This is a genomic window from Corynebacterium antarcticum (assembly GCF_016595285.2).
In the GTDB taxonomy this organism is placed as follows: Bacteria; Actinomycetota; Actinomycetes; order Mycobacteriales; family Mycobacteriaceae; genus Corynebacterium; species Corynebacterium antarcticum.
Map to the genome: position 1 here is coordinate 832,461 of NZ_JAENIP020000001.1, position 17,094 is coordinate 849,554.

At 69.7% G+C, this 17,094-nt stretch carries 12 protein-coding genes; 2 read left to right on the forward strand and 10 right to left on the reverse strand.

What is annotated here, in order from left to right; translation table 11 throughout:
- Positions 1 to 5 precede the first annotated feature (5 nt).
- Positions 6 to 3,422: a UvrD-helicase domain-containing protein gene (locus JIM95_RS03620; protein WP_200260638.1), complete on the forward strand. Its 3,417-nt coding sequence runs from the start codon at positions 6 to 8 to the stop codon at positions 3,420 to 3,422.
- Here JIM95_RS03620 and JIM95_RS03625 read toward each other — a convergent pair.
- The 3 genes from JIM95_RS03625 to obgE form a co-directional block, all read right to left on the reverse strand.
- Positions 3,416 to 4,330: a D-isomer specific 2-hydroxyacid dehydrogenase family protein gene (locus tag JIM95_RS03625; RefSeq protein WP_200260635.1), complete on the reverse strand. Its 915-nt coding sequence runs from the start codon at positions 4,328 to 4,330 to the stop codon at positions 3,416 to 3,418. The two genes, JIM95_RS03620 and JIM95_RS03625, sit on opposite strands and share 7 nt — an antisense overlap.
- A 307-nt stretch (positions 4,331 to 4,637) precedes the next feature.
- The gene (gene proB, locus JIM95_RS03630; RefSeq protein WP_200260632.1) at positions 4,638 to 5,789 is read right to left on the reverse strand and encodes a glutamate 5-kinase; all 1,152 of its coding nucleotides are present in this window, start codon (positions 5,787 to 5,789) and stop codon (positions 4,638 to 4,640) included.
- A 106-nt stretch (positions 5,790 to 5,895) separates the two neighbouring features.
- The gene (gene obgE / locus JIM95_RS03635; protein ID WP_200260628.1) at positions 5,896 to 7,410 is read right to left on the reverse strand and encodes a GTPase ObgE; all 1,515 of its coding nucleotides are present in this window, start codon (positions 7,408 to 7,410) and stop codon (positions 5,896 to 5,898) included.
- Positions 7,411 to 7,664: 254 nt separating this feature from the next.
- Here obgE and JIM95_RS03640 point away from each other — a divergent pair, with 254 nt between their 5' ends.
- Positions 7,665 to 8,540, forward strand: a complete 876-nt coding sequence (locus tag JIM95_RS03640; RefSeq protein ID WP_200260625.1) for an SDR family oxidoreductase — start codon at positions 7,665 to 7,667, stop codon at positions 8,538 to 8,540.
- Between the two features lie 186 nt (positions 8,541 to 8,726).
- Here JIM95_RS03640 and rpmA read toward each other — a convergent pair whose 3' ends face one another.
- The 7 genes from rpmA to folC all read right to left on the reverse strand — a co-directional run bounded on the left by rpmA (position 8,727) and on the right by folC (position 17,094).
- On the reverse strand, positions 8,727 to 8,993 hold the full coding sequence (gene rpmA / locus JIM95_RS03645) for a 50S ribosomal protein L27 (protein ID WP_198736916.1): 267 nt from the start codon (positions 8,991 to 8,993) through the stop codon (positions 8,727 to 8,729).
- A gap of 48 nt (positions 8,994 to 9,041) precedes the next feature.
- Positions 9,042 to 9,347 carry a 50S ribosomal protein L21 gene (gene rplU, locus JIM95_RS03650; RefSeq protein WP_200260622.1) on the reverse strand — a complete coding sequence of 102 codons (306 nt, stop codon included), beginning with the start codon at positions 9,345 to 9,347 and terminating at the stop codon, positions 9,042 to 9,044.
- A gap of 207 nt (positions 9,348 to 9,554) precedes the next feature.
- Complete coding sequence (locus JIM95_RS03655; protein WP_418904039.1) at positions 9,555 to 13,172, reverse strand: translation initiation factor IF-2 N-terminal domain-containing protein; 3,618 nt, start codon at positions 13,170 to 13,172, stop codon at positions 9,555 to 9,557.
- A gap of 909 nt (positions 13,173 to 14,081) precedes the next feature.
- Positions 14,082 to 14,492 (reverse strand): nucleoside-diphosphate kinase, encoded by a 411-nt coding sequence (gene ndk, locus JIM95_RS03660; protein WP_200260616.1) that lies wholly within the window; start codon positions 14,490 to 14,492, stop codon positions 14,082 to 14,084.
- A 48-nt stretch (positions 14,493 to 14,540) separates the two neighbouring features.
- Complete coding sequence (locus tag JIM95_RS03665; protein ID WP_200260613.1) at positions 14,541 to 15,062, reverse strand: hypothetical protein; 522 nt, start codon at positions 15,060 to 15,062, stop codon at positions 14,541 to 14,543.
- 20 nt (positions 15,063 to 15,082) lie between these two features.
- A complete protein-coding gene (locus tag JIM95_RS03670) occupies positions 15,083 to 15,520 on the reverse strand; it encodes a DUF4233 domain-containing protein (RefSeq protein ID WP_200260610.1) in 438 nt (145 codons plus the stop codon).
- A complete protein-coding gene (gene folC, locus JIM95_RS03675) occupies positions 15,517 to 17,094 on the reverse strand; it encodes a bifunctional tetrahydrofolate synthase/dihydrofolate synthase (RefSeq protein ID WP_200260607.1) in 1,578 nt (525 codons plus the stop codon). Before folC ends, JIM95_RS03670 begins: the two co-directional genes overlap by 4 nt.

Sequence of the window (17,094 nt, forward strand, 5' to 3'; positions counted from 1 at the left end):
TCACGATGACCACACCGACGCTCCGGGACGACGCAGCACGTCGGACCATCACGACCGCCACCGACATCAACCTCTTCGTCGAGGCCGGCGCGGGGTCGGGGAAGACCCATCTCCTCGTCCAGCGCCTGATCACCCTCATCGCGGAGGAGGGTGTCCCCGTCGACCGCATCGCGGCGATCACCTTCACGGAGAAGGCCGCCGGAGAACTGGCTGACCGGCTCCGCACCGCACTCGAATCCATCGCCGCGACCGGCGTGCACGATTCGGGCATCGCGGTGCGGGAGTTCGCAGACACCGACACCGCACGCCGGAACGCCCGGGCCGCCCTCGAGCAGCTGCCCGCGGCGGCCATCGAGACCCTGCACGCCTTCTGCCTGCGCATCATCACCCTGCATCCCCTCGAAGCGGGTGTCCCGCCGACCATCAGGGTCGCCTCCGACTTCACGAGCCTCCTCGCAGCCGATGAACTCGCCGCCGGATTCCTCGCGCTGTGCGACGAGACGATCAGCGGCGGCATCCCGGATCTCACGGAACTGCCCGACTGCCGGGTGAGCGGCGCGCAGTTCGCGGAGAGCCTCGCCGCCCTGTCAACGTACGGGGACTGGTTGACCGCCGTCCGCGACCGCATCCGGTGGATGGACGAGCACTGGGGCGATCTCGGCCCCACGATCGCGGCTCCCCTCGTCCGGCCCGAACCGATCGGCGCCCGGGACGTCGACGACTGCATCCGGCGCCTCCGCGAGCTCCTCCGGAACTGCGCGAACAGCGAGGACAAGTTCGCCGTCACCGTGGCCACGTGTCTCAACAACGCGGAGGCACTGCTCGCCCACCCCGACCCCGCACCGGAGGACCTGGCACCGCCGTCGTTCTCCTGCGGCCACGGCGGCAGGACCGCCGACTGGGAGATCCCGATCCGGGACGCCCGGGACCGGTTCCGGTCCATCGGCGAGGACTGGGCGGCGAGGTACGCCGAGGTGCCGGCCCATCACGTGGCCGTGGTGCGCCACGTCATGGCGTGCCACGTCGTCGCCACCGCTCAGCGCCGGATCAACGGCGGGACCCTCGACTACCACGACCTGATCTACGTCGCGGACCGTCTGCTCACCGCACACCCGGGGAGGGGCGGTGACATCGCCGCGGACACCCGCGCGACCGTCCGCGGCGAGCTCCACCGACGGTTCACCCACCTGCTGATCGACGAATTCCAGGACACCGACCCCGCACAGCTCCGCATCATCCGGGCGATCGCGGGCGACGGTGGAGATCCGATCCCCGGTCACCTGTTCACCGTCGGCGACCCCAAACAGTCGATCTACCGCTTCCGGCGGGCCGACATCGACTCCTATCTCGATGCACGAAACACCGGACGGTCCGAACTCGTCGAGCTCACCACGAACTTCCGTTCCTCCGCCCCGGTCATCGACTGGGTCAACGGTGTCTTCTCCACCCTGTTCGCCAACGCCCGGACCACCGATGGGGGACAGGGGAACACGGTCCCGTTCGCGGCGCTGACCGCCCGCCCGGGTGCTCCAGTCGAGGACTGCGGTGTCGTCGTGATGAACAACCACCGCGACAACGAGGAGAACCTCACCCCTGAGGACGCGGAGAACAGGGACATCGTCGCGGCCGTCCGGGCCGCCCTGGCAGGCCGGTGGCGACACCACCCGCGAGGATCCCGACCGGGTGAGTCGGCTCCGTTCCGCCTCCGCGACATCGCCGTGCTGTCCGTGACGCACAGGGCGGCGCGCGCGACGATGGCGGCGCTGCGGGACGCGGGGATCCCCTGCATCAGCGAGAACTCCTCGCTGGTCTACCAGGGGACCGAGATCGTCGACCTGCACACCGTCCTGCGGGCGATCGCCGACCCGGCGGACGAATTCACCGTGGCGGCCGCGCTCCGCACCAGCCTGATCGGTTGTTCCGACGGGGATCTCGCACAGTGGCGCGCCGACGGCCGGAGGTTCCTGCTCCCCCGGGCCGCGACCGCCTGCGACGGAGGCTCCGCCTCCCCGTCACCCGTGGCGGAGGGACTCGGCCTGCTCGGGGCCCTCGCCGAGGCCGCGACCGGACGACCTGTCGGCCGGATCGTCGCCGCGGCCGTCGACGCGCTGAACATGGACGCCGTCGCCGCCGAACTCGAGGATGACCCGACCCCGGCGCTCCACCGGATCCGGACGGTGCGGGACAACGCCCACGAGTACAGCCGGGAGGTCGGCGAGGATCTCCGGGGATACCTCGAATGGTCCGACACCCAGGCGATCACCAGTTCCAGGCTCGCGGAACCGGTCATCGACACCGAGGACGTCGACGCCGTCCGGGTGCTCACCGTGCACGGCGCGAAGGGACGCGAGTTCCCGATGGTGATCCTCGCCGGGCTCAGCGGCCGGAAACATGCGCACACGGCGGACATCGGGTTGAACAGGGCCACCGGCACGGTGGCGATGCGCCTCAGTGCCAGCTGCGCGGAGCTCCGCACACCGGACTGGGAGACCTGGTCCGGGACAGAGAAACTCGCGTCGGACGCGGAGTGGATCCGCCTGCTCTACGTGGCGGCGACCCGCGCGGAATCGGTTCTCCTCATCCCGCTCGAGCCCACCCTGACCTCGAGCGGGAAACCCCGCAGGGACTGCGCCGGATATGTCCTGCACGAACTGCTCGATCCCGGAAAGGTCGAGTTCACCGACCTCGCGGACATCGGGCCCGCCGCGACCGCGGGAGCTCCGGCCCTCCGTCGTCCCGACGAGCTCGAGCGCGGCACCCGAGAGGTGGACGCCGCCGTCCGGTCGGCCGTGAGCCGTCCGGGCCGGGCGGCGGTCACGCGCCTCGCCCACGGCGATCCCGCCCTCACCGACCTCCCGGACGACTACCCGGCGCCCGCCGGCAACGGGGCCGGGTTCCGGCTCGCCGGGGCGCCGGTGTCGAAGGACCACGGCACCGCGTTCGGAACCGCGGTGCACCGGGTCATGGAGCGTGTCACCGATCCCGGGGAAATCGGGGAACTGGCCGCCGGTGCGGCACGACTCAGCGGGCTCGGCGACCGGGAGACGGCATCCGTCCGTGCCGCGGCGGAGAGCTTCCTCTCGTCACCGCTGATCCGGCGCGCACTTGCCGGCGAGCACCACCGGGAGCTGCCCGTCGCCGGGCGGGTGGGGAGCATCACCGTCGACGGGATCATCGACCTGATCTACCGCGACGACGACGGCTGGGTGATCCTCGACTACAAGACGGACGCGGGGCTCGGCGCGGACACCGCCGAGGAGTACTTCCGGCAGCTGGGGCTCTACGCCCACCTCATCGGCGATGGGCTGGGCGCCCCGGTCGTCCGGCTGGAACTGGCGGTGGCCCGGAAGGGGCAGCCCGAGATCATCACCCGGCACAGGGGCAGACCCACCCGGGTGACCGGCACCCCGGCGGGTCAGTAGCCGCGGTCCGGGTCCACCTCGGTGGGCATCCGCTCCCCCGCGTCCAGAGCGTCCAGGTTCGCCAGCACCGCATCCGGCATGAGGCGCTGCATGCTCTCGAACGTGTTCGCGGTGTGCGGGGTGATCACCACGTTGTCCATCCCCCACAGCGGATGGTCGTCGGGCAGCGGCTCGGGATCGGTCACATCCAGGCCCGCCGCCCGGATCTGTCCCTCCTCGAGGGCCGTCACCAGGTCGTCGGTGACCACCAGCGGGCCACGCCCGACGTTGACCAGCACGGCGGTGTCCTTCATCAGCCCGAGGGTCCGGGAGTTGATCATCCCGCGGGTCTCCTCCGTGAGCGGGGCCGCGAGGATCACGTGGTCCGCGCGTCGCAGGACATCATCGGTGTGCTCCGCGGTGACGGTCTCCGCGGCGCCCTCGACGGGCCGCCCGGAGTTGTTCACGGCGATGACCTCGCACCCGAATCCGGTGAGCATGGGGATCAGGTCGCGGCCGATCCCGCCGGCACCGATCACGGCGACGGTCGTGCCGAACAGCCAGCCCGTCCCCTCGTGGACCTCGGGCGCGGAGTCGAACGTCCGCTCGCGGGCGACGTGCACGTGCATGTGCAGCGCCGAGAGCAGCAGCGCGACCGCGGACTCGGCGACAGGCCTGCCGTACACACCGGAGGCGTTCGCCCAGCGACGGGTGTCGTCGATGTGACCGGCGTCGAAGAACGCGTCGATGCCGGCGAGGCACAACTGGACGAAGCGGATGTTGTCCGGCAGTGACTCCGGGAAATCGCCGGGCACACCGTTGAATACGAGGAAGTCGGCGTCCTCGAGGCTCTCCACACGCTCGTGTCCGCGGCCGGACAGCGCCTCGACGATGCTGTCCCACTCCCGTGTCTGCATGACGTACTTCATGTTCGGCCGTTCCTTTCCCCCGCCCGGATGCGCCCGACGCGGTGTTGAATCATCTGTCGTCGCTCCAACCTAGCCGCTTCCCGTGGCAGCAGGTGCGCGTTTCCACCGGCCTTTCGGGGACGGGGTGTGACCGGCCGCGGGATTCCCGCGGCGGGGGCCTCCGGCACCGTGGTCCCTTCCGCCACCCCGTCGACGGTGGACCGGCCGGAGCCCGGGAACCGGTTCCGGAGACGCTGCACCGGACCGCCTCCGGAAGGCTCCGACGCCCGGATGCGGGGATATCCGGGCGACGGGACACCGGCCCCGGTCAGGCCCGTGAGGCGTAGTCGGAGAGGTAGTCGGCGTGCACCACGGGGCGCTGCATGCCCTCCGGGAGTTCGGAGGTCTGCTTCCCCAGCATCGGGGCCAGCGTGTGGGCGTCGTAGGCGACCTCACCGCGACCGATGACCTCCCCGTCGGGGCCCACGATGTCGACGATGTCTCCCGAGTGGAACTCACCGTCGATGCTCGTGATCCCGACAGCGAGCAGCGAGTTGCCGCCCCCGGTCACCGCGCGCACCGCTCCTGCGTCGATGCGCAGGGTACCGGCGGTGTCTGCGGCGTAGAGCGCCCAGAACTTCCACGCCGAGATCCGCGTCGTCTTCGGGTGGAACACCGTGCCCACGTCACCTGTGTCGAGTGCGGCACCGATCTGCTCCGCGGAGGTCAGCAGAACCGGCACCCCGCACCGGGAGGCGAGGCGCGCGGCCGAGACCTTCGAGACCATTCCCCCGGTGCCGACCCTCCCGCCGTCGCCGGCGACGACGTCACGCAGGTCGTTGCCGTCGCGGATCTCCCCGATGAACCGGGCCGCCGGATCGACCGGGTTCCGGTCGTAGAGTCCGTCCACGTCGGACAGCAGGTAGAGGGCCTCCGCACCGGCGAGGTGCGCGACGATCGCCGCCAGTCGGTCGTTGTCGCCGAAGCGCATCTCGGAGTGGGCGACGGTGTCGTTCTCATTCACGATGGGTGTCACCCCGAGCAGGCGCAGCCGGTCCAGCGTGCGTTGTGCGTTCCGCGTCCGGTCACGTCGGCCAGCGTCAGAGGCGGTGAGCAGGACCTGCGCGGTGGTGCGTCCGTAGCGGGCGAAGGACCTGCCCCACTCGTGGGCGAGGTACACCTGCCCGACTGCCGCGACAGCCTGCTTGCCGGCGAGATCGGTGGGCCGCTCCGAGAGATTCAGCGGGCCCATCCCGGAGGCGACCGCGCCGGAGGACACGATGATCACGTGTGTGCCGTTCCCCTGCCGCGCCTGAACCGCATCGACGATACGGTCGATCGCCGCCGGGTCCACCCGGTGGTCCGGCCCGGTGAGGGATGACGAACCGATCTTCACCACCACGCGGCGCGCGGCGGTGATCCGGGTCCGCAGTGCGGTCTCGGCGGCGGAGCGGGAGGGGGAATCGGGGGTCCTCGTCATGCTGGACAGTCTAGATCCAGTCCCCGGGTACGACGGACGCCCGCCCCCTTATCCCGGCGGTGCGGGACCGGTGGGGCGGGCGTGTGTCGTCAGGCGGACAGTGGGGTCAGCCCTGCCACCGTTCCCGGTCGGCTTCCTCGCCGTCGCCGAAGTCGAACTCGTCGATGAGACCGCGGCGCACCTGGGAGGCGCGCTTGCGCTCCGCGGCGGAGACGCGGCCGGTCTGCTCCAGTCGCCCGTCCGTCCCGCGACCGGTCGGGGTGAGATCCACGCCGGCGGCGGTCATCGGTTCCCATTCGAAGGACAATTCGCCGATGGTCACGGTGCAGCCCGCCTTGGCGCCTGCCTTGAACAGGGCGTCCTCGACGCCGAGCTTCGCCAGCCGGTCGCCGAGGAAGCCCACGGCCTCGTCGTTCTCGAAGTCGGTCTGCCGGATCCAGCGCTCGGGCTTCTCGCCGCGGACGAGGAACGCGCCCTCCTCCGCAGGGTCGGCCTCGATGACGAAGTCCCGGGTCTTACCCTTCGCGTCGACGGGCTGGGGCCGGACGATGGTGCGCACGTCCGATTCCGCGATCGGGTTCTCCCGGCGGTGGGTCTCCACCATCTCCATCAGCTTGTACTTCAGGGGGTCGAGCCCCTTCTGCGCCACGGCGGAGATGATGAACACCGGCCAGCCGAACTGCTCCTCCAGGTCTCCGCGGAGGAACTCGGCGAGCTCCTCCGCCTCCGGGATGTCGGCCTTGTTGAGGATGATGACCCGCGGACGGTCCTTCAGATCGCCGAGGCCCGTGTCGTTGTCCAGCGCAGACTCGTAGGCGGCGAGCTCACCCTCGAGCGCCTCGATGTCGCTGGCCGGGTCGCGGCCCGGTTCGAGGGTCGCGGTGTCGACGACGTGCGCGAGCACCGCGGTCCGCTCGATGTGGCGGAGGAAGTCCAGTCCCAGCCCCTTGCCCGTCGACGCTCCGGGGATCAGTCCCGGCACGTCGGCGATGGTGAAGGTGCCGTTTCCGACATTCACCACGCCCAGGTTCGGGCGCAGCGTGGTGAAGGGGTAGTCCGCGATCTTCGGCTTGGCCGCGGAAAGCACGCTGACCAGAGAGGATTTGCCCGCGGACGGGAAACCGACGAGACCGACGTCGGCCATCGACTTCAGTTCCAGGACGACGTCATGCTCCTCGCCGGGCTCGCCCTTCAGCGCGAAACCGGGGGCCTTACGGGAGCGGGACGCGAGCGCCGCGTTGCCGAGGCCGCCGTGGCCGCCCTGTGCGGCGACGTAGCGCATCCCGTTCGAGGTGAGGTCGGCCATGACCTCACCGGCCTCGTTGAGGACGACGGTGCCCGCGGGAACCTCGAGGACGAGGTCCTCGCCGCGCGCGCCGTTGCGGTGGTCGCCGGCGCCGTTGCCACCCCGGGATGCCTTGATGTGCGGGCGGAAGTGGAAATCGAGGAGGGTGTGCACCTGGGGCGACACCTCGAGGATGATGTCACCGCCGTGCCCGCCGTTGCCGCCGTCGGGCCCGCCGAGGGGCTTGAACTTCTCACGGTGGACGGAGGCGCAGCCGTTCCCGCCGTCGCCGGCGGACAGATGCAGGACGACGCGGTCCACGAAACGGTTGCTCATTGCGTTGAAAGGCTTTCTTGTTGAAGAAAAATGCTCCCTCCAACCTACCGAACACCCGCCTCAGGGCCTACTCCCGCGGGGTCGCGGTGTTCCGGGGGTTCCCCGCGGATCCGATCCGGTGACGGTCCCGCGGACCGTCGGGCGTGGAGCCCGCCCGGTGGATCGCGGCGGCCCCGCACCGGATTCGGCTCCGCTCCCGGGCCGGCGGTGTAGGCTCGGAGCCGGTACAGCAGATTCGACAACGGGAGCGTGTCATGTCCGATCAGCCGGTCACCGTCGTGGGGGCGACAGGGTATCTGGGCCGTCACATAGTCGCGGAGCTCGACGGGCGTGGACACCGTGTCCGCGCCGTCGTCCGTGATCCGGCACGGGCGCGCCGGCCGGGCCCCCACGGGTCCCCCGCCCTGGACGGTCCGCGCACGGAACTGGTCACTGCGGATGTCACCGCACCGGGCCGGGTGGCGGGCCTTCTCGACGGTTCGACGCGGGTGTTCTCCGCACTCGGTGTGACCCATCAGAAGGCGAGCCCGTGGGACGTCGACTTCCTGGCGAACCTCGCGGTCCTGCGTGAGGCGGAGCGTAGCGGGATCGAGTCGATGCTCTATGTCGGCGCGATCGGCATGGAGCACGGCACGTCGCTGGTGGCGCGCTCCAAGACCGCGTTCGCCGCCGCGCTGGAATCCTCACCGGTGGCCGGTCGGATCGTCAACCCCTCGGGGTACTTCTCGGACATGGCGTCCTACGTGACGCTCGCCCGGAAGGGCCTTGTGTTTCTTCCCCCTGACCCGGGGATCCGGCTGAATCCGATCCACGGGGCGGATCTCGCGGCGTTCTGCGTGGATCTCTCCGCGGACCGGGCGCAGCGGGACCGGGTCCGCGTCGAGGTGGGCGGACCGGACGTGCTGACGGCCGAGGAGATCGCCAGACTCGCCGCCGCCGCGGTCGGGGCCACACCACGGAACGTGCGGATACCCCGGCGGGTGCTCGACGGCGCGGTCTGGACGGCGTCCCGGATCAGCGAACGCCACGGAAATCTCGCCCGGTTCTTCGCCGAGGCGATGACCGGTGACGCGGTCGGACGGTGCACCGGCACCCACCATCTGTCCGACTGGTTCCGGGAGATCGCCTGACCCGACCGGGGGTGTCCCCACGCGACGGCGCCCCCGGCTCCCTGTCCCCACCCGTGGCTCCGACGGGCCGGTGTCTCAGATGCCCGAGGGGCCGACATGTCCCGGAACACGCGAAAACGGCGCCCACCTCCCGGATCGGGGAGGTGGGCGCCGTTGCGGCGCTTCGTCGGGAAGCGGGCCGGGGTCCTAGACCGCCGCCGGAACTTCCTCGACGATGTTGATCATGCGGCGGTTGCGCTTGGTGGAGAACTGCACGGAGCCCGCCTTCAGGGCGAACAGCGTGTCGTCGCCGCCACGGCCGACATTCTCACCGGGGTGGAACGAGGTACCGCGCTGACGGATCAGGATCTCGCCGGCCTTGACCCGCTGGCCACCGAAACGCTTGACGCCGAGACGCTTTGACTCGGAATCGCGACCGTTGCTGGAGCTGGAAGCACCCTTCTTATGTGCCATTGTCTGTCTCCCTCCTTCAAAGGAAAAGATCGATGAAAGCCGGCAGGCTTACTTGATGCCGGTGACCTTGATGACGGTCAGCGGCTGACGATGGCCCTGACGCTTCTTGTATCCGGTCTTGTTCTTGTACTTGAGAATGCGGATCTTCGGGCCCTTGACGTGCTCGACGATCTCTGCGTTGACGCTCACCTTGGCGAGCTGGTCAGCGGCGGTGGTTACTTCGGCGCCGTCGACGAGCAGAACCGGGGTGAGAGCCACGGACGAACCCGGCTCACCCTCGATCTTCTCGACCTTGACGAGATCACCTTCGGCAACCTTGTACTGCTTGCCGCCGGTCTTGACGATCGCATACATAGGAGGGCTACCCCTTTTTCTAAAAACTCGGATGAGTGCGCCGCCGGTGGGCGGCAGCACCTTCAATGGACTGTGTTGAACACTTGCGTTCCAGACCTCACGGCCCGCGGTGAAGCGACCGTGCGAACGGCGGACGATGCACACCGACACGGTCTGGAACAGCGACTGTCAAAGACTACCGCCCCGGACAGTCAAAAGACAAACCCACTACCGCTTTCCCGGGACTTTCCGGACGACACGCCGACGCCCGCGCTGTCCCCGCTTCGGATGTTCAGCGGTGGATCCGTCCCCGGCGGGCGTCTCCGACGCGGCACTCCCGGCATCGTCATCGGCGGGAACGACCGCCTCGGGTGCCTGCGTCCCGGCGGCGGGAGCGGCGATCCGGCGGACGATGCGGCGTCGACCCCGGCGCAGCTTCTTCACCTGGACGCCACCGGCGGGAGATTCCGCGGGGGCCTCCGTCGCCGTGTCCTCCGCTGCGGGGATTACCTCGGGGGACGCCTCCGCACCACGTGCCTCGGCTTCGGCTATCTGTTTCTTCGTCAGACGCTTCGTGACGCGGCGGCGGCCGCGACGACCCGTCGTGCCCTCATCCGTGGACGCGGTGTCCGGCTCCTGGGTCCGCGGCGCAGCGGAGGTGTCCTCCGCGGCCACCTGACCGGCCGACACGTCCCCGTCACCGTCGGAGGTGCCGTCCTCGGAGAGCGGACGCACGTTCTTCGCGATACGACGGCGTTGCCGGCGTGCCGCGGACGCGGAACGTTCCTCCCGGTCCGAATCGGGTTCCTGATCTGTGCGACCGGCGGCCGGCTTCTCCGCGGAGTCGTCGTCGCGGTGCACCTCCTCGATGTCCTCGTCCGCGAGCGGGCCCGAGATGTAGTCGGACCGCTTCGGCGGGAAGTCCGACACGGAGTTGCCGCGGGTCCGGCGCTTCCGGCGCGGGGACGCCTCGAACGCGTCGAGCGCTTCGCGGTAGCTGTCCGCGGGCAGGTAGTCGGCGCCCGATGGCTCGTCGGGGTCCTCCACACCGGCACGCGCGACCGCCGCCGCGGCGATGGACTCGACACTGTTGGTCTCCTCCGGGTGGTCGTCCCGGCCGGAATGCTTCGCGGGCTCGCGGTCGGATTCCTCCCGGGAACCGGAACGCGCGTCGTCGGCGTGCGGTGCCCGGCTCGTACGCCGGCGGGTACGGCGCCCACGGCGCGGTCGGTTCTCCCGGTCATCCCCGTGGGTGTCGTGCCCGTCCTGATCGTCCCGGGATTCGTCGGCGGCGTTCTGCGACTCATCGGCGTCGCCGGCGGCCTTCCCGGCGTCGTTCCCGGTGGAGTCGTCGTCCGTACCGAAGCGCCGGGTGCCGCGCCGGCCGCGCCGGGAGGAACCGGAGCGGTTGTTCCGCTTCCCGGTCTCCTTCTCCTCGTCGTCGGTGGCGACCACCGCGTCAGCGAGTTCCTCGATCGACGGGGACGCGGCGGACCGATCATCGTGATCGTCGTCGTGCTCGTCGGCGGGCTTCTCCCCGCTGTGGTCCTTGTGCAGGGCCACCGCGGCGGGATGCTCGGCCGGGCGGTGCACCGGCTGCTCGTCGGAACCGCCGCTCTTACGTCCACGGCGGGAACGCGGCGGCTCATCCTCGTGCTCGACGGGATCGGCGTGGATCACGAGACCACGGCCGTCACAGGTCTCACACTCGGTGGAGAAGGTCTCGAGGAGTCCGGTGCCGAGCTTCTTGCGGGTCATCTGGACCAGGCCCAGCGAGGTCACCTCGCTGACCTGGTGACGGGTCCGGTCGCGGCCGAGCGCCTCGGTGAGGCGGCGCAGCACGAGATCCTGGTTCTCGGGGAGGACCATGTCGATGAAGTCGACGACGATCATCCCGCCGATGTCGCGCAGGCGCATCTGGCGGACGATCTCCTCGGCCGCCTCCAGGTTGTTCTTGGTGACGGTCTCCTCGAGGTTTCCGCCCGACCCGGTGAATTTCCCGGTGTTGACGTCGATGACGGTCATGGCCTCGGTGCGGTCGATGACCAGGGATCCGCCGGACGGCAGCCACACCTTGCGGCTCAGCGCCTTCTGCAGCTGCTCGTCGATGCGGTAGTGCTCGAACACGTCGACGCCGCCGTTCGCGTTCGCGTCGTAGCGCTCCATGCGCTCCTCGAGATCGGGCGCGACGGAGCGGATGTAGGCGTTGACGGTGTTCCAGGACCGGTCGCCCTCGACGACGAGGGCGTCGAAGTCCTCGTTGAACAGGTCGCGGACGACCTTGACCAGCATGTCCGGCTCCTCGTAGAGGGTGACCGGCTTGGAGCCCTTGGACTTCTTCTCCTTCTTGACCTTCTCCTGGATGTCCTCCCAGAGGGAGTGCAGCCGGTTGACGTCCGCCGCGATCTCCTTCTCGTGGACGCCCTCGGCGGCGGTGCGGATGATCGCGCCACCGGTGGAGGGGACGACCTCCTTCAGGATCGCCTTGAGCCGCTTGCGTTCGGTCTCCGGGAGCTTCCGGGAGATACCGGCGCTGCGGCCGCCGGGCACGTAGACGAGGAAACGGCCGGCGAGGGAGATCTGGGTGGTCAGGCGGGCGCCCTTGTGCCCGACCGGGTCCTTGGTGATCTGGACGAGCACCTGGTCACCTGAGTGCAGCGCGTGCTCGATGCGGCGGGAACGGCCGCCGAGACCGGCTGACTTCCAGTCGACCTCGCCCGCGTAGAGCACGCCGTTACGCCCCTTGCCGATGTCGATGAAGGCGGCCTCCATGGAGGGCAGGACGTTCTGGACCCGGCCGAGGTAGATGTTGCCGACCATGGACGACTGGGTCTCTGAGGTGACGAAGTGCTCGACGAGCAGATCATCCTCGAGGACGCCGACCTGGGTGACGGATCCGGGATGGTCCGTGCGTGCCTTCTCCCGCACGACCATCGTGCGCTCGACGGACTCGCGTCGGGCGAGGAACTCGGCCTCGGAGACGACGTGTCGCTTCTTGCGGCCCTCCTCGCGCAGTTCGGTCCGCCGGCGGCGCTGCGCCTCGAGGCGCGTGGACCCCTTCAGTGCGACGGGCTCATCGGGGAGGTCGACCGTGTCGTCGGCGTCGTCGCCGTCACCGGCGTTCTCCGACTTCCTGTTGCGCTCGTTGCCGTTCTCGTTGTCGGCGTCGTCGCCGCCCCGGCCCCGGCCCTTGCCACGACGGCCGCGGCGCTTGCGCTTGCCGCCGCCCTCCGCGTCGTCGTCGGAGTCGTCGTCCCGGTCCCCAGCCTCGTCGGTGTCCGCGGGTGTGGGCGGCAGGAACACGGGTGCGATGAACGCCGGGGTCTCCGGGGCCGGGGTGACCGCGGAGATGACGTCCCGGAGCAGCTCGGCCTCCTTCTCCTCCCGGACCGCTTCCTCGATGTCGATGTGTGCGTCCGCGGTTGTGGCCGTCTCCCCGGAGTCTTTCTCTCCGTCGTCACCGGTGTCATGTTCACTGTCGGCGAGTTCGCGTTCGACCTTCTCCTCGATCTGGTGGATCTCGTTGGCGACGTTCTTCTCCACCCGCGCCCTGATCTTCTCGACGGGCTCGCCGTTGGGGGGCTCGGGGGCGTCCTCGGCGGGTACCGCCAGAACATCGAGCAGCCGGTTCGCCTCCTCGGCGCTCAGTGAGGACTGCGCGACCTTGACCAGGCCCATCTTGTCCAGCGTGAGGATGAGGTCCTTCGACGTCGTGGCGAGGAGCTTCGCCAGGACATGGACCCGGGTCTTCGGCCCGAGCCTGGACCGGTCGAACTCGGCGGCGAGGCGCGCGGTCGCGTCGGCGGGGACCTCGGCTGCGGCGGCGATCTCCGCCGGGGCGGCCACTGCCTCGGGCTTGCGGGTGACGCGACGCCGGGGCGCCTTCCTCGACGTCCCGGTGGCCTCTTCCCGGGTGTCCGCCGCGGCGTCGGCGGCCTTGCCCCGCTTCTTCGCGGGCGTTCGGGACCCGGTGTTCCTCCGGTTTCCCTCTGCGTCGTCGCCGGTTGCGGTCTTCTCCTCCGCCTTCTTCTTCGCGGAGGTCGTCTTCGCTGCGGCGGTCTTCCCCGCCGTCGTCTTCCGCGTGGCGCGTTTCTTCACCGGTGCTTTCCCGGTACCGGACTCGGTCTCCCCGGCGGCGGGCGTGGTGTCCGCGGCCGGCGCGGTGGCCTTACGGGTGTTCTTGCGGACGCGCTTGGCCGGGGTCCCGGACTCCTTCACGGCGCCGTCACCGGTGTCGCCGTTGCCTGCGTCCGCCGCCTGTGCCGCGGCTTTCGTGGGAGCTGCCTTCTTCGTCGTCCGCTTCGCGGTCCGGCGGGTCTTCTTCGGTTCTGTACCGGTGGTCTCAGCCACGGGGTCTCCTCTGGTATCGACTTCCCCGGGCGCTGGCAGGACACATGTTCGTGCGTTCGTCTCGTCTGGTGTCCCTGCCGCCGCCGCGCGGGGTGGAAAAGTCTTTAATTGTCGTGTGCTTTTCTGAAAGTGTGTCTCTCGCGGCATCCGCTGCGTTCCAGCGATACCCGTCAGGGCGCGAACGAAGCAACGCGGAGCCGGTCCCCATTGTCGCACACATCCGGAACCCGTCCCCTCATTGACGGCACTCCGGGCACCGAGCGCGGCACCACCTGCGGGTCGGTTTCTTAAGCTGCCCTTCATCCACCCCCGAATTCCGGTGGCCGGGCGGGGTGAAAGAACGAACGCCCCGTACCCACCGTGGTGACGGGGGAACGGGGCGGAGGTGCCGCGGGAGCGTCCGGATCAGAGGTTCGGGAACCAGATGCCGATCTCGCGCTCGGCGGACTCGGGGGAATCGGAGCCGTGGACGACGTTGGTGGCGACATCCAGGGCAAGGTCACCACGGATGGTGCCGGGGGTGGCCTTGGCCACCGGGTCGGTGCCGCCGGCGAGCTGGCGCCAGGCCTCGATCGCGCGGGGTCCCTCAACGACGCCGGCGACCAGCGGTGCGGAGGTGATGAAGTCGACGAGCTCGCCGAAGAAGGGCTTGTCGGTGTGCTCGGCGTAGTGCTTCTCGGCGGTCTCGCGGTCGGTGACGCGGAGATCCATCGCGACGAGCTTGAGGCCCTTGCGCTCGATGCGGTTGATGATGTCGCCGACGAGGCCGCGCTCGACGCCGTCCGGCTTGATCAGGATGAGGGTGCGTTCAGTCATGCCGGGAATTCTACAGAAACCGAACCGCGGATGAGGGATGCAGGGGTGTCAGAGATCCTTGACCACACGGGCGGCGTCCGCGATGGTCAGCTGCGGGACCTTCTCCTTCAGTGCCTTCGCGGCCAGGGGGATGTCGCCCTCGTCGCGGATCCGGGTGATCTCCCGGTAGTCGGTGGAGATCATGCCGACCCGGTCGGTCTCCTCCCCCGCGGCACCTTTGCCGGGGGCCGCCGGGAGGGAGTCCACGATGATCTCCGCGGTCTTCAGGTTCGGCCACGGCGGAGAGTTCCGGAAGACGGCGAGTGCCGGATTCCGCCGCCCCTCGCCCTTCAGCCGGATGGCCTCCTCGCGGAGCGCGGGATCCAGGGGAAGGCCGATGGCGGCGGCGGCGGAAACCGACTCCTGCTTCCTGCGCCACCCCTCGAGGGCTCCCATGGCGACGCCGCAGGAGAGGAACATGGCGACGCCGATTCCCCGGCGACCGTCCAGCATGAGATAGCCGCCCCACAGGCAGCAGACACCGAACACGAAATAGAGGACGGCGATCAGGCGCCGGATGGACAGACTCATGGACCCAGTCTATGCCCCGCTCACGTGTGTTGGGTGACCAGGAGCCCCCGACGCATCCTCTCGAGGAGAACTTTGCGCAGATGCATGATGTAGAGCCAGACGGCGACGAAGATGAGCGCCATGACGCCCATGGAGTAGTGCACCAGGAAACCCGCGACCGCGGCGATCTGGAGAACCCAGTTCACCGCCATCGCCCAGGGGCGCTTCTGCATGAAGGCCACGAGGAACATCGCGACACCGACGACCGTGACATACACCCAGTTGAACGTGGTCCAGTGGGCGCCGTTGTCCACCCGCGCGATGACGGTGAGAACGAGGAGCAGGGAGATCGACTCCATGACCAGCGTGCCCGCCATGACCCCCCGCAGGCCCTTCATCGGGTCCTTCGCGGGAGCGTGCCCCGGGCCCAGGGGACCGTACTCGATCTCCTCCCCGTTCTTCCTCCTCTTGTCCGTCATGACGGTTCCTTTCCGAACAGCGTTCGTGCCTCACCGGCCGTGACGACGGATCCGGTGATCAGGACACCGGATCCGGAGACCGCCTCGCCGGGGGCGTCGGTCTCCTCGGCGAGCGCCACCGCGGTCTCCACCGCGGCGGGCAGGTTCTCGTCGACGTGGACCCGTTCGTCGCCGAAGATCTCCCGGGCGTATTCGGCCAGTTCGTGACAGTCGAGGGCCCGCGGCGACGTCGACTGCGTGCAGACGACCTCGCTGACGTGGGGTTCGAGTTCGGTGAGGATGCCGCGGGCGTCCTTGTCCCCGAAGCACCCGATGACGGCGATGAGCCGGCGGAAGTCGAAGTCCCGGTCGAGGGCGAGGCCGAGGGCCTTCGCCCCGTGGGGATTGTGGGTCGCGTCGACGAACACCGTCGGCGTGGAGCGGACCCGCTCGAGCCGGCCGGGTGAGGAGACGGTGCCGAATCCCTCCCGGACCGTGTCCTTGTCGAGCTGACGACCGGCGCCGGCGCCGAAGAAGGCCTCCACCGCGGCGAGTGCGCAGGCGGCGTTGCGCGCCTGGTGCGCACCCGACAGCGGCAGGAAGATGTCGTCGTAGTCACCGCCCAGGCCACGCAGGACGAGCTGCTGTCCACCGACGGCGACGGTGGATTCGACGACCCCGAACTCGATGCTCTCGCGGGCGACGGCGGCGTCGGTCTCCACGGCCCGTTCGAGGACGACCTTCAGCGCCTCGGGGTGCTGTTCCGCGACGATGGCGATGTTCTCCCGCGGGGAGAGCACGTCGTCCGCATCGACGGTGCGGGGCTTGATGATGCCGGCCTTCTCCCCGGCGATCTCCGTCAGCGTCTCGCCCAGGTAGTCCGTGTGGTCGAGACCGATGGGGGTGATCACCGCGACATCGGATTCGATGACGTTCGTGGCGTCCCAGGTGCCGCCCATGCCGGTCTCCACGACGGCGACGTCGACCGGGGCGTCGGCGAAGGCGGCGTAGGCCATGGCGGTGAGCACCTCGAACTTGCTCATCTGCGGCCCGCCCTCGTTCTTCGAGACGGCGTCGACGATCTCGACGTAGGGCCTGATCTCCCGCCACAGCGCGCAGTAGGTCCGCGGGTGGATGGGGGCGCCGTCGACGGCGATGCGCTCGGTGACCAGCTGCAGGTGCGGGCTGGTGGTGCGCCCGGTCCGGCGGTGGAAGGCGCGCAGCAGGGATTCGATCATCCGGACGACGGAGGTCTTCCCGTTCGTTCCGGCGACCTGGATCGCGGTGAAGCTCCGTTCGGGGTTGCCGAGCAGATCCATCAGCCGGGTCATCCGGTCGAGTGTGGGGTCGATCTTCGTCTCGGGCCAGCGCAGGTCCAGTTCCGCCTCCACGGCCGCGAGGTCGGCGAGGTCCTCCGGGGTGACCGCGTCGTCCGCCGGCGGGTTCGTCGGGGCGTGGACGTCGATGGGCAGGACGAGCCCCGCCTCGTCGACGCCGAGTTCACCGGCCTGTGCGGCGGCAGCGGCGTCGGCCGGGGTGTCCCGGGGACGGGTGCCCTCGAAGCCGGATCCTGAGGGGTCGATGGTGTCCGACAT